Consider the following 12546-nt stretch of genomic DNA (forward strand, 5'->3'; position numbering starts at 1 on the left):
GCGGCTCCCTGCGGTGGGTTGCGGTTCGTCGCTGCGGTGCGGGTCCAACTGCTCAGCGGGACTGCGGGACAGGTCAGTGTCCGTGCCTTCGCGGCAGGATCAACAGCGCGTCGCCGACGGGGCGTTCGCCTGCGGCGTCCGACGGGTCGTTGATCACGTCGCCGTTGGACACCATCGTCGTCGAGCCGCCGCCGTCGAGGTTGACCGCGTCGCGCAGGCCGAGTGACCTGGCCACCTCGGCGCTCTCCCCGATGCTGAGTCCGAGGGCGTCCGTGCCGCGTCCGTCGGCGGTGACGAGGACGGTGCGGCCGGCGGCGTCCACTCCGGCCAGGGTGCGCGGGTTGCGCTTGTGGACCCAGCCGTAGTACCAGCTCGGGTCGCCGGGGTGGACCATGCCGTCGGTGGCGGGCGTGACGTGGATCCGTCCGTCGCGGACGAGTTCGGGGCCGGCGTTCAGGATGTCGGTCCGGGGCGAGGGCGAGACCCGGTGGCCGCGTTCGTCGATCAGCGTCGTGCTGACGCGGAGGCGGTGGCCGACGTGCGCGAGGGTGGTCAGGTCGGCGACGCGTCGGCCGGTGGCCTGGATGGAGCTGCCACCCGGCGGAAGTGCTCCGCCTCGTGGTGAGCGCAGCTCTACGACCCGGTCGTGGGCGTCCAGTACGGCCTCCAGTCCCTCGCCCCGGGGCGTGTGCCGGCCGTAGTCCGGTGTGAAGGTGACCAGTTCGTCGGGGTTGGTGCACGTGACGTCGTGCAGGGGCCGTGAGGTGGGGGCGTCGCCCTCGGTACCGCCGCAGTTCCGGATCAGGCCCGGGACGCGGTTGACGCCGGTCAGGCGGAGAGTGGACTGGCGGCCTGCGACGTGGCCTCGCCAGGTGAGACGGGTGACCTCCGTGCGCCGGCCGTTGTCGTGGATCACCAGGCCCGGGCGGCCGGCCACCGGTTCGCTCAGCAGGCGTCCGTCGTACACGCCCACACCTGCCGGATCGCCAGGAGCGCCCGCCTCGGGGTCGAGGACGAAGAAGCCGGCGTTGACCGCGGCGGTCGCGTCGGCCGACGCCGACAGCTCACTGGTCGTCTCGCGGTTCTCCAGGTCCGGGCCGTACGACGCGTCGAGGCTGCCGCGGAACGTGCGCGGATCGATGGTGAGCACGTCGACGCGCCACGGGCCGCGGTCCGTCGCGTCGCCGTCCCAGCCGGTGTACACGGCCGATCCCGGGTAACCGGCCGCCCTCAGACGGGCGCGTTCGGACGTGGCGGCGGACTGTGAGCCGTACGTGCCGACGCGGACTCGCCAGCCGAGGGTGCCGCCCGCGTGGTCGGCCGTCTTCGGTGTCGTCACCTGCTCCACCCGGGCCTGGAAGCCGTCCCGCTTCAGCTCGGCGGTCAGTTCGTCGGCGCTCGCCCTGTCCTTCAGGGCGGTCGGCGGCGCGTCGGGGTCGGGCGAGGTGTCACCGCCGGGGATGGAGACCTCGACCGTCCAGTGCAGCGACGGGTCGGCAGCACCGCGCACGATGCGGGTAAGGGTGACGCCGGGCTGGAGGGACGTGGTGGTACGGGTCTCGGGCAGGTCCGAGGGACCCAGCGGCAGGGTGCGCGGCTTCGGCTGTGGCGCCGGCGACGACGCCTGGGCCGGCAGTGCGCCCACCGTGACCAGGACACCGAGGACGGCACCCGCACCGCACAGTCTCTTCTTCATCTGCACCGCCTGGATCGAAGACCGGGGACGAACACGCGCCATCCTCTCCGTTCACCGCTGACACAGACATGGACAGCCGCCCAACGTCCACTGCACAAGTAGCGACCGGTTCCGGCGCGACGTCAAGGTCCACATCACCCCCGCTTCCCGTACTGGGGAACGGGGATCACCTCGGCCACCGACTCGACGAGCTCGCCCACCCGCGGGACGGCACAGCTCACCGACCCCTCCTGCGCGATCAGCACGTCGGGCACATGGGACTCGTAGAAGCGGAGGTGTCCGATCGCGCCCCGGCTCGTCGTGCGCTCGCCGAGCCACCGCACCATCCTGCGGCGGTCGTCGAACTCGTCGGGATGCGCCTCCTCCGCACGGTCAGGGCCCACCCCCTGTCGTCCGAGCACAGCTCTCCGACCAGCACGCCCCCGATCCGCCGCGCCGGCCCACGGGCGTCCCAGAGGGGGTACTCGTACCCGTCGTTCCGCCGGCCGACTTCTTCCTGCCGGCCGTCTGCCTCCCCCAGGTGCCGGCGCAGAGGTCCACGTCGTGGGGCGGGAGGGGAGCGGGCAGGTCCAGAGTGAGTTGGAGTTCGTGGACGTCGGCCATGACCACCACGCTAGGAGACCGCTCTCCGGCCGTCCGCCTCACCGGGTCGACCACCTTCGACGCGCTCCGCTCCCTGCGGCCATACGACGTCCACCGGGACGGCCGCCGCCCGTGCCGCCAAGACCATGTCGGCCGTGCCGCCGCCCCGGCCGCCGGGTGGTTCGCCGTTCCATACGGCGACGAGCCGGTCGGCTCGGCGCAGGAGTTCGGCGTTGGCGGCCTCGTAGGCCTGCCGGTTCGCGGAGCCGTACGGGAGGACGACCACCTCCTCGGATGCCTCCAACAGATGGTCGAACAAGGCGGCGTCCCCGTCCGCGACGACTTGGTCCCGGTAGTCCTGTGAGGGGATGACGGCGATCACGCGTCCGCCAGCCCGCAGGACGGCCTGCGCGAACAGCGAATCCGCGCCCCTGGCCAGACACGACACGCCGACCAGGTCGGAACCCCGGTACGCGGCCAGGAAGGTGTCGAGGGAGGCACGGATGAGCGGCAGACTGCCGACGGTCAGATCCATGTGTCCGGTCACGGCCAAGGTCGTCACGGCGTCCGCCTTTCCGATCACCACCGGTGATTTTCACGTCATTTCCGGTCGAGAATGCGGAGATCCTAACCGGATTCTCCACACGGAGCCGAGGCGGGCATGCCGTCGCCCCGGACCGGGCAACATGAGACACCGATGTCACGACCCCAGCCGTCGGAGGCCACATGGACAGCGGACCACAGCCCGGGGCGGCCGAGAAGACGCCTGTCCCGGGTCAGAGTCGTGTCACGGGCACAGCTCTGACCGTGGTGGGCCGTACGCTGCGCCTCCTCGGCTTCGCCGTGGGCGTGGGTGGCAGCACCGGCCTCGCGAACGCCTTGCTCGCCGACCCCGGTCCGGATGCCGAACAAGTGCACTGGACGCTGCGGGTTCTGCTGGTGCTCGCTCTCTCGGCCGTCGGGTGGCTGATCTTCGACGCCAGTCGGGGCATGGTCGTGCGTGGCAAACAGCATCGCGCGGCCGTCATCCCGTCGTTCGAACAGCTGAGGGGCGAGCGCTACATCCTCTACCTGCGGCCCTTCGCCCTGGATACGTCGATGGCCGAGGCCCCCGCGGAAGGCCCGACCAACACGCTCTGGTCACGCTCGCCCTTCGAGATTCCTGGACTCACCACGGAGGAGTTCCTGGTCAGCCAGTACTCACGCCACGGCCGAGTGGTGGCGGTGGGCGAGCCCGGGGAGCCACTGCCGCTCCTCGGTGCCCAACGCGGGTACCTGCCTCTGCAGGACTGGCAGCGCACCGTGAGCGAGTTGATCCAGGGGGCCCACACGGTACTGCTGTCCGTCGCACCGGGACCGGGGACGGTGTGGGAGTTCACCGAGGTGCTGCGCACGATCCCGGCGGAGCGGCTCGTCCTCGTGATCGCGTGTGACTCCCGGGCTTACGAGGCGTTCCGCACCGCCGCGGAGTCCGCCTACGCGGCCAGGCGGACCACGGAGCCGGACGGGGCTTGGGCGCCGTTCCCCGCGTTGCCGGACTGGCCGGTGGGGCCACCGCCGACGAAGCAGGACTGGGCCATGCCGTTCAAGGCGTTCATCACCTTCGACCGCGGCTGGCTGCCAACCCTGCATCCGTTCGTCATCACCGTGCCCCGGTTGCGGCACGCCTGGACCGTCCGGCGGCTCGTCCGGCGCCGTCTGCAGCCGGTGCTGGGACCGCTGGCCGCTCTGCCGGACGTGCCGTCACCCGTGCGCCCGATCCCCTTGCAGGCGACCAATGACTCGGCAGCGCCGGACTCGGCAGCGCCGGCACCCGCGCCACCCGTCCCAGCCCCGACTCCGATGCCCCAGGAGCCCCTCCTGGGCAGTGTCCGTCCCGAACCGTTCAGAGCGCGAGGGCACAGAATCCGAGGACGTAAGCAATGGCGAACGTGATCGGTACCCACTGCTCGACATGCGTCAGCGGCAGGTAGCGACGCCAGTCGCGCCCCTCCCCCAGTGCCTCCCACTCCGCCTTGGAGTAAGCGTAGGCGGGCAACCGCTGCTCGAACGCGCCGATCACGGCGTACTTGGCCGTGTTGAGCTGCCGGTACGAGCGGACCATGACGTACCAGGCGGCGCACTGGGCGAGCAGAATCACCAGCCCGGCCGTCGCCGGCAGCACGGACCCGGCGAACGCCTCCCCGCGGACGGCAACGGCCACGACGGCCACCACCGCGCTGTTGAGCGACAGGAAGAAGGTGTTCGTCAGGCTCCGGCGCGCGCTGACCCGGTCGGCCATTTCCACGCAGAGCCGGTACTGCTCGAACACGACCTGGTTGTACCGCTCGTTGTCCTCGGAGAAGTGAGAGGGGTCAACTGCCGTGTTCCACAGGGATGTTGGAACGTCGACGGATTCCGGTTCAACCATGAGCTCATGCTGCCGGTCCACCACACGTGCGGCAAGCGGTTCCCGACCACCACACCCCAACGGGTCCCACCACCTGGTCGACGCCGAGGTTGCCCCGGCCTTCTGGGGTGTTGCATGGCCGCCATCCATCGGTCGGGGGTAAGTTCATCCCGGCCGGATCGGGCTCTCAGCCGTAGCAGGCCGGAAGGGGCTCAAGCCCCTCCGGCACCCCGTATTCAAAGACCGCCGTGTACGCCTCCGCGATGTCGCAGCCCCTGTCGAACCACGGGTAGGCGAACCCGCTCCAGACCAGAAGGACGACGATCAGCACATTGCGCATCCCTTTTGACATGTATGCGATTATTCCGCCGAGCTCGGCGGAATAAGCCGCACCGCCTCTTTCCGAACGTACCGCCCCGGCCGTCCTGTTGGCGTCTGGCGGCCCGGACCGCATGCGTCGCGCCCCGCCGAACGGGCAGGCGGAAGAGGGTTGCGAGCGTGTTGAGAGCCGTCCGCCCCGCGTCGACATCTCGACATCGACATCGAACCCCACCCCAAGCGACACCGTCGGTCTTCAAGAAACACGACTGGATCTTGAAGACCGACGTCACGCCGGAGCCCTGAATTCACCAACGGCTGCCCCCGCCCGGGCGGGGGCAGCCCGGCCCGCTACCGCACCGGTGTCGCCGTCGTGGCCGATGCCGGTGCCGGTGCGTAGCCGGTGGGCCGGGCGGTGAAGGTGCCGCGGCCCTGGGTGCGGCTGCGCAGCCGGGTCGCGTAGCCGAACAGCTCGGCCAGCGGCACGGTGGCCGTGACGACCGCCGCGCCGCCCTGCGTGCCGGAGCCGGTGACCCGGCCGCGGCGGGAGGCCAGGTCGCCGAGCACGCCGCCGACCGCGTCCTCGGGCACGGTGACCGTGACCTCGACGACCGGCTCCAGCAGGACCATCGCCGAGGCGCGCAGGGCGTCGCGGAGGCCGAGCCTGCCGGCGGTACGGAACGCCGTGTCCGAGGAGTCCTTCACATGGGTCTGGCCGTCGGTGAGCGTGACCCTCAGGCCGGTCACCGGGTGACCGCCGAGCGGGCCCTGCACCAAGGCGTCCCGGCAGCCTGCCTCGACGGCCCGGACCAACTCCTGCGGCACGCGCCCGCCGACGACGGCCGAGCGGAACACGAAACCGCCCTGGCCCGCGTTCCCCTCCTCCCACGGCTCCACGTCGAGAACGATGTGTGCGAACTGCCCGGCGCCCCCGTCCTGCTTGACGTGCCGGTAGACGAAACCGGACACGCCTTCACCGACCGTCTCCCGGTAGGCCACGCCCGGGCGGCCGACGGCGACCTCGAGGGTGTGCTCGCGCCGGACGCGTTCCACCGCGACCTCCAGGTGCAGTTCGCCCATGCCCGACAGCACGGTCTGCCCGGTCTCCGGGTCGGTCCGCACGGCCAGCGAGGGGTCCTCCTCGGTCAGGCGGGCCAGCGCCGAGGCCAGCCGGTCGGTGTCGGTCGAGCGACGGGCCTCCACCGCCACGTGCACGACCGGCTCGGCCACGCCCGGAGGCTCCAGGACGAGTGGTGCGCCCGGCGCGCACAAAGTCGAGCCGGCGCGGGCGGCCTTCAGACCGACCACGGCGACTATGTCCCCGGCGACCGCCCGCTCCAGCGGGTCGTGACGGTCGGCCCGTACCCGCAGGATGCGGCCGATCCGTTCGGTGCGGCGCGTGCCCGCGTCCCACACGGTGTCTCCCTTCTCGATCGTGCCCGAGTACACCCGCAGGTAGGTGAGCCGTCCCGTCGGGGTGGCGTTCACCTTGAAGGCGAGTGCCGCCATCGGTGCCGCCGGGTCGGCGGGCCGTTCCTGTTCCGCGCCGTCGTCGGTGCCTCGTACCGGGGGCACGTCCAGCGGCGACGGCAGGTAGGTGACGACGGCGTCCAGCAGCGGTTCGACACCGCGGTTGCGGTAGGCCGAGCCGCACAGCACCACCACGCCGTCGCCGCCTCGGGTCAGGTCGCGCAGCGCCGTGGCGAGAGTGGCGGCACTGAGTGTCTCCCGGTCGCAGAACTCCTCCAGCGCGGCCGGGTGGTGTTCCGCCACCGCCTCCTCCAGCAGCCGCCGTCTGCGTGCCGCCTCCTCGCGCAGGGCGTCGGGCACCGGTCCCTCCTCGGCCGTCTCCGCACCGTCGGCCCACACCAGGGCGCGCATGCGCAGCAGGTCGACGACGCCGGTGAAGCCGTCCTCCGTGCCGATGGGCAGCTGCACGACCAGGGGTACCGGGTGCAGCCGTTCGCGGATCGAGGCGACGGCCGTGTCGAGGTCGGCGCCCGCCCGGTCCATCTTGTTGACGAACGCGACCCTCGGCACGCCGTGCCGGTCGGCCTGCCGCCACACGGACTCGCTCTGCGGTTCCACGCCCGCGACCGCGTCGAAGACGGCGACCGCGCCGTCCAGCACGCGCAGGGAGCGCTCGACCTCGTCGGCGAAGTCGACGTGTCCCGGGGTGTCGATCAGGTTGATCCGGTGTCCGTCCCAGGAACAGCTGACCGCCGCGGCGAAGATGGTGATGCCGCGATCGCGCTCCTGCGGGTCGAAGTCGGTGACGGTGGTGCCGTCGTGGACCTCACCACGCTTGTACGTGGTGCCGGTGGTGTAGAGGATCCGCTCGGTGACGGTGGTCTTGCCGGCGTCGACGTGGGCGAGGATGCCCAGGTTGCGGACGGTGGTGAGGGGGTTGGTGTGGGTGCGCACGGCCCGTGGCCTTTCGCTCATGCGTGAACAGGGCGGCGCGATTCCCGGGACGAGGACGGAACGAGGAAGCGGCCCACCGTGAACAGCGGGCGTGACGGTGCGTCAGATGCTCGTCGCGGGCATCCGGTGCCGGCCGCGCAGCGGACACCGGACGGCGGAAGACACCAGGATCACCTCGTACCGGGACGGGGGAACGACGGCGGCGCTGCGGATACGCACGGCCCGGCTCCCCTCACTCGATCTCGGTGTCGTGGTGAGTGTAGGGAAGCCGTGAGGGACACCGCATCGGTTTTCCACGGCGCTCCCGGCGCCCGGACAACGCGAGCCGCCGGCCGGTAGCGCTCCCGACCGGCATGTCACCCTGTGTCTGATCTCGAGCCCGAGGAGGAATTCGGCCTCGCCGATACGCAGGTGGTCGGGGCGGGCAAGCCGTCGGGAGTTCGAAGCCTCCACGCCCATGATCGCGGTTGCGGGGGACGCGGGTATCCGGTATTGCGCCCGAGTGGTGATCACAACGCTTCGAGTGTTACATGAAAAGCAGAGAGAAAGACGTCGAAATGGGTACCGGCTGACAGCCCGCACCGCTCGTCTCTCCCTGTCTGAACATTCTCTTCAGGGATTTCCCATGACACGCGATCTCCATTCCCCAGTGTCCAACCAGCTCAGCGAAACGGCGGGTCCCCCCGGCGAGCAGGCTGCTTTCCAAGAACCCTCCGAAGGAGAACCGAGCGCTGGGAGCGCTCCGACCCCGGACGGTTTGGAGGATGTGGGCGGTTACGTCCGTGCCACTCCCGTGGCCGTGCAGGCGGACGAGGAGGTACCGCCGTCCACTTCCCTGCCGGACATCGGCGCGGCCTCCTTCGGTGCCGGTGACGTGACGGTCGAGACCGTCCACCTCCCCGACGACCGTGTACAGATCACGAACACGGCGGCCTACCCGTGGCGCGTCCACTGCTCCCTGCACGTCACGGCCGCCGACAACTCCGAGTGGATCGGCACCGGCTGGTTCATCGGGCCGCACACGCTGATCACCGCGGGACACGTGGTGTGCATCAAGCACAGTGGTGTCCCCGGACGCGACGGCTGGGTGAGGAGCATCCGGGTCATGCCCGGCCGCAACGGCGCGACCCTGCCGTACGGCTCCGTAACCAGCACGAACTTCTGGTCCGTCAAGGGCTGGTTCGAGTCCGGCGATCAGAACTACGACTACGGGGCGATCATCATTCCTACCGAACTGGGCTCGAACACCGGGTGGTTCGGCTTCGGTAACTGGTCGGATGCGGAGCTGCTGAGCACGGTGGGGAACATTTCCGGTTACCCCGGTGACAAACCGGCCGGCACCCAGTGGTACGCCGCGCGCGGAATCAGCTCGGTCAACGCGTTGAAGGTCCACTACGACATCGACACCGCCGGCGGACAGAGTGGCAGCGCCGTTTACCGCGTACTCAACGGGAATCGCTACGGCTTCGCCGTCCACGCGTACGGCGGCGCCACCACGAACTCCGGGACGCGCATCACCCGGCAGGTGTACGACAATTTCGTGGCCTGGAAGGCATGAGGGCGCGCAGGCGCCACGGGCCGTCATACGGACGGAGTGCGGGGGAACCGTGCGGCGGTGGGCGTTGCCTCATCACCGGCATCGTGCTCGACAGCGTCGGCACTCCTGTCGCGGGTGCCACCGTCCACCTCGCCGACGGGCCCGCCGCATTCCCGGATGTCGCAGCCCTGACCGGTCAGGACGGCCGCTTCTCCTTCGCGGTGCCGGTGGAGGGCGTCTACACCGTCGTGTGCCGTGCGCCCGACGACACGGTCCGGCAGGTCTCGGCACGTGCCGAGACCGCGGAACCGGCCCGGGTCGAATTCCACGTCGGCGACGTGTGAGCGGCGGGCCGCACGCTTTCGTTCCGCGTCCCGCCGGCGGGCCGAGAGAAGAGGATCCGCGTCCCGCCGGAGCAACAACAGAAGAAGAGGCGAACGACAAATGGCCAACGACCCCATGGACAGCAACCGCTTCGGCGAGCAACCCGGCGGACCCAACGGCACCGTCCTGGGCCATGACGCCGAGTACACCGGCCGGTACGTTGTCCTGTTCGATCCGAGCAGTCAGGAGAGCGGAATCAGCGCGCTGAGTTCTGCCGCCGGTATCGCGCCGCTCGAGCGCGTCGCGGGCACCGAGGAGACGGGGAACGTCGCCGAACTCCTGGAACGCCCCGACGTCTCGGTGCTCTTCGAGGACCTCAGCGCGGCGGTCGTCGAGGTCCGGCCCGAGCAGCGCCACACGCTGGTGCTCACCGCTGAGGCCGAGCCGTCGATCATCACGGCGGAACCGGAGCGGATGGTCTACGCGCTCCCCATCACCACGCCGCAACAGGCGCCGACCGAGTTCTTCCCGGCGTTCCGCAGCGACGAGGACGTGACCGCCCGCCACGCCAGGGCCGAGACAGCCGCGGTACAGGGCCCGTCCTGGATCGAGGACGGATACACCTGGGGTCTGCAGGCCGTCCGGGCCCAGCTGTCCCACCTGACCGGGGACGGTGTGAAGGTCGCCGTCCTCGACACCGGTGTGGACACCGACCACCCCGACCTCACCGGCCGGCTGGAGGCGACGGAATCCTTCGTGCCCGGCGAGGCCGTGGACGACGTCCACGGCCACGGCACCCACTGCGCCGGCACCGTCGCCGGCCCGGCCGACCCCCAGCAGGGCCCCCGCTACGGCGTGGCCCCCGAGGCCAGGCTCCTCGTGGCGAAGGTACTCAACAACAGGGGCAAGGGCCCCGACGGCCAGATCCTCGCGGGCATGGCCTGGGCCGTCTCCCACGGAGCCCGGGTGATCTCCATGTCGCTCGGCGCGCGGGTGCGGCCGGGCGAGCTCTTCCCCCAGACGTACGAGACGCTGGCCGTGCGCGCTCTCGCTCTCGGGACGCTGATCGTCGCCGCCGCGGGGAACGACAGCCGCAGGCCTGTCAGGACCGATCCCGTGAGCCGGCCTGCCAACTGCCCGTCCATCCTCTCGGTCGCCGCGCTCGACAGGGCACTTGCGCCCGCGCCCTTCTCCAACGGGGCTGTCAACGGCCAGGGCGGCGAGATCAACATCGCCGCGCCCGGCTCACAGGTGCACTCGGCCGCCCCCGGCGGCGGTTACCAGGCCATGAGCGGGACCAGCATGGCGACACCGCATGTGGCGGGCGTCGTCGCCCTGCTCGCCCAGGCGCACCCCGAGGCCTCCGCCGCCGATCTCTCGGCCGCTCTGGTCACTGGCGTGTTCCCGCTGGGGCAGCCCGCCGCCGACATCGGCGCGGGCCTGCTGCAGGCACCGTGAACGGGACGCCCGGGCCCACGCCGATCGGGGTCATCGTCGCGGTAGACCTCGACCGCTTCACGGAAGCGGTCGAGGGCCTGAGGCGGGCCGGGATGACCGTCACGAGCACGCAACCGGTCCTCGGCACACTCTCCGGCACCGTCCCGGAGGACCGGATCGGCGCCCTCGAGGCGGTCGGCGGCGTCAGTTCCGTCGACCGCGAGCGCACCGCGGGGGTCGCCCGCCCCGACTCACCGATCCAGTGACGCGTGCACGGCGCTGATCCGGCCGCCGCGGGCGTGCACGGCGCCGGGCCGCCGGGATCCGACCGCCCGCTACGACCCGGGTCCGCGTGTCCTCGTCGATCGCTCCGGAAGCGGCACCGTGGAACCAGGTGGCCTTCTCCGTACCCCGGCCGTGCTCGTCCGGACCGACGTCACCGATGGTTCGGAGGCACCGGTCAGCGTGGTGGGAGCGGGGCCGGTGCGTTTGCGGCGGTCCCCTCGCGGTGACAGGCTGGAAGGTGCGGCGGGCCGTGCCCGGAGGCCATCCCCCACCCCTCGCCGTACAGCGTGCTCATGGCGTACGACCGCCCCAGGGCGTGACGTACCACTCCTGTCTTGGTTCCCGGATGTCGGGAGGCGGCACGCCGCGTGTGTCCGCATGCCCGTGCTCGGGAGATGAACCCATCATGGCGACCACATTCTTCACCGAGGTCGTGGACCCCTCCAACACCGCTCATGGGCAGGTCTCCCTGGCTCTTGACCCGAGTGACAACCCCTTCCTCGCGTACACGACGCCGTCCGGCGACGTCATGCTGGCCAAGAGGGGCGATACGGAGTGGCAGTGCGAACGGCTGCCCTCGGAACCGGCGGCGCACGACGCCTACCGGATCGGTCTGGCCGTCGACAGCGGGCTCAACCAGCATGTCGCCTACCAGAGCAGAGCCACGGACCGCCTGATCTACGGGGTACGCAAGGCCCATGAAAGCCAGTGGAGTCTCGAGGAGGTCCCCACCTCGGCGGGGCTGTTCCCCGACCGCGTCCGTTTCCCCTCCATGAGGGTCAACGCGGGTGTCTTCAGCGAGGATCCGTTCAAGGACAGACCTCACTTCGCCTACCAGTCGCGCCTGCAACTGTGGCACGCGACCAAGGCTCCGCCGAAGACCGACCCTGGGCAGCCCGCCACCTGGAGGAAGAACGTCAACGTCGTCGACCCGGGGGGCACGGCGGAGGCAGGGTGGTTCCCGGCACTGACCTTCGACCGCAGGAACGAGACGTTGCGGATCGCCTACGTCGACGATCTCTCACACACTGGGTCGCCGGTCAGGCGGCTGCACGTCGCGACCATGACTCCTGGCACCGATTTCGTGGGGCAGGAGGACAGTTGGCACATCCAGGTGCTGCACGGGGGCCAGGTCTCCGGGGAACTCCCGGCGATGGAGCACTCCATCACCGGCGAGAGCGTCGTCTCCTACTACGAGGCCCAAGGGAGGACGCTCAACGTCTGCATCTTCGGCAACTTCCCCGAGTCGCCGGCGATCGAGGTGGTGGCCGATGCGGTGGACAACGTCGGCGTCCGCCACTCGGCGTGCGGCATCGCCTTCCCGGCGAACATCTGCGTCGTCTACGGCTCCGGGGGCCAACTGAAGTTCGCCAGGCGTACCGGCATCGGAGCCTTCGACATCCAGGACGTGGAGGCCGGCGGCGCGTGGAGCGACCTCAAGGTCGACGGTGTGGGGAGCCTCCACGTGGCACACATCGCCGGGGGAACGCTGCGGTACGGCCTTGCGCCGGCGTAGCCGACGGACTACTGCCGGGACCGACGTGGCCCGGACGG

The 12546-nt window shown here is 70.6% G+C and carries 12 protein-coding genes; 6 read left to right on the forward strand and 6 right to left on the reverse strand.

The window, feature by feature from the left end; genetic code table 11:
* Positions 1-73: 73 nt before the first annotated feature.
* From ACZ7G3_RS22350 to ACZ7G3_RS22360, 3 genes are all read right to left on the reverse strand, one after another.
* Entirely contained in the window at positions 74-1696 is a 1623-nt protein-coding gene (locus tag ACZ7G3_RS22350) for a phosphodiester glycosidase family protein (protein WP_470927806.1), read from the reverse strand.
* A gap of 134 nt (positions 1697-1830) precedes the next feature.
* Positions 1831-2079, reverse strand: coding sequence for a hypothetical protein (locus tag ACZ7G3_RS22355; RefSeq protein WP_470927808.1), 249 nt, complete (start codon positions 2077-2079; stop codon positions 1831-1833).
* 230 nt (positions 2080-2309) lie between these two features.
* Positions 2310-2840, reverse strand: coding sequence for a hypothetical protein (locus ACZ7G3_RS22360; RefSeq protein WP_470927809.1), 531 nt, complete (start codon positions 2838-2840; stop codon positions 2310-2312).
* 245 nt (positions 2841-3085) lie between these two features.
* On the opposite strand from ACZ7G3_RS22360, the gene ACZ7G3_RS22365 reads away from it, so the two are divergent.
* Complete coding sequence (locus ACZ7G3_RS22365) at positions 3086-4213, forward strand: hypothetical protein (RefSeq protein ID WP_470927811.1); 1128 nt, start codon at positions 3086-3088, stop codon at positions 4211-4213.
* Here the strand turns inward: ACZ7G3_RS22365 and ACZ7G3_RS22370 are convergent.
* From ACZ7G3_RS22370 to fusA, 3 genes are all read right to left on the reverse strand, one after another.
* A complete protein-coding gene (locus tag ACZ7G3_RS22370) occupies positions 4164-4688 on the reverse strand; it encodes a RipA family octameric membrane protein (protein ID WP_470927813.1) in 525 nt (174 codons plus the stop codon). The genes ACZ7G3_RS22365 and ACZ7G3_RS22370 overlap by 50 nt on opposite strands.
* A 166-nt stretch (positions 4689-4854) precedes the next feature.
* Positions 4855-5019 carry a hypothetical protein gene (locus ACZ7G3_RS22375; RefSeq protein WP_426597406.1) on the reverse strand — a complete coding sequence of 55 codons (165 nt, stop codon included), beginning with the start codon at positions 5017-5019 and terminating at the stop codon, positions 4855-4857.
* A gap of 317 nt (positions 5020-5336) precedes the next feature.
* Entirely contained in the window at positions 5337-7430 is a 2094-nt protein-coding gene (gene fusA, locus ACZ7G3_RS22380) for an elongation factor G (protein ID WP_470927815.1), read from the reverse strand.
* Between the two features lie 745 nt (positions 7431-8175).
* Between fusA and ACZ7G3_RS22385 the strand changes: the two genes are divergently transcribed.
* The 5 genes from ACZ7G3_RS22385 (at position 8176) to ACZ7G3_RS22405 (ending at position 12508) form a co-directional block, all read left to right on the forward strand.
* Positions 8176-8967 (forward strand): trypsin-like serine peptidase, encoded by a 792-nt coding sequence (locus ACZ7G3_RS22385; RefSeq protein WP_470927948.1) that lies wholly within the window; start codon positions 8176-8178, stop codon positions 8965-8967.
* Positions 8968-9050: 83 nt separating this feature from the next.
* Positions 9051-9290, forward strand: a complete 240-nt coding sequence (locus tag ACZ7G3_RS22390; protein WP_426517535.1) for a carboxypeptidase-like regulatory domain-containing protein — start codon at positions 9051-9053, stop codon at positions 9288-9290.
* 100 nt (positions 9291-9390) lie between these two features.
* On the forward strand, positions 9391-10728 hold the full coding sequence (locus ACZ7G3_RS22395; RefSeq protein WP_470927817.1) for a S8 family peptidase: 1338 nt from the start codon (positions 9391-9393) through the stop codon (positions 10726-10728).
* Positions 10725-10973, forward strand: a complete 249-nt coding sequence (locus ACZ7G3_RS22400) for a hypothetical protein (RefSeq protein WP_470927819.1) — start codon at positions 10725-10727, stop codon at positions 10971-10973. Before ACZ7G3_RS22395 ends, ACZ7G3_RS22400 begins: the two co-directional genes overlap by 4 nt.
* Positions 10974-11398: 425 nt before the next feature.
* A complete protein-coding gene (locus ACZ7G3_RS22405; RefSeq protein ID WP_470927821.1) occupies positions 11399-12508 on the forward strand; it encodes a hypothetical protein in 1110 nt (369 codons plus the stop codon).
* The last annotated feature ends 38 nt before the right edge of the window (positions 12509-12546 follow it).

Source organism: Streptomyces sp. NPDC037271, from assembly GCF_055603605.1.

What these genes read in the sequence shown, in the direction of transcription:
- ACZ7G3_RS22350 (WP_470927806.1), bottom strand. Translation starts at nt 1,696, where the DNA reads ATGAAGAAGAGACTGTGCGGTGCGGGTGCCGTCCTCGGTGTCCTGGTC.
- ACZ7G3_RS22370 (WP_470927813.1), bottom strand. Translation starts at nt 4,688, where the DNA reads ATGGTTGAACCGGAATCCGTCGACGTTCCAACATCCCTGTGGAACACG.
- ACZ7G3_RS22375 (WP_426597406.1), bottom strand. Translation starts at nt 5,019, where the DNA reads ATGTCAAAAGGGATGCGCAATGTGCTGATCGTCGTCCTTCTGGTCTGG.
- fusA (WP_470927815.1), bottom strand. Translation starts at nt 7,430, where the DNA reads ATGAGCGAAAGGCCACGGGCCGTGCGCACCCACACCAACCCCCTCACC.
- ACZ7G3_RS22395 (WP_470927817.1), top strand. Translation starts at nt 9,391, where the DNA reads ATGGCCAACGACCCCATGGACAGCAACCGCTTCGGCGAGCAACCCGGC.
- ACZ7G3_RS22405 (WP_470927821.1), top strand. Translation starts at nt 11,399, where the DNA reads ATGGCGACCACATTCTTCACCGAGGTCGTGGACCCCTCCAACACCGCT.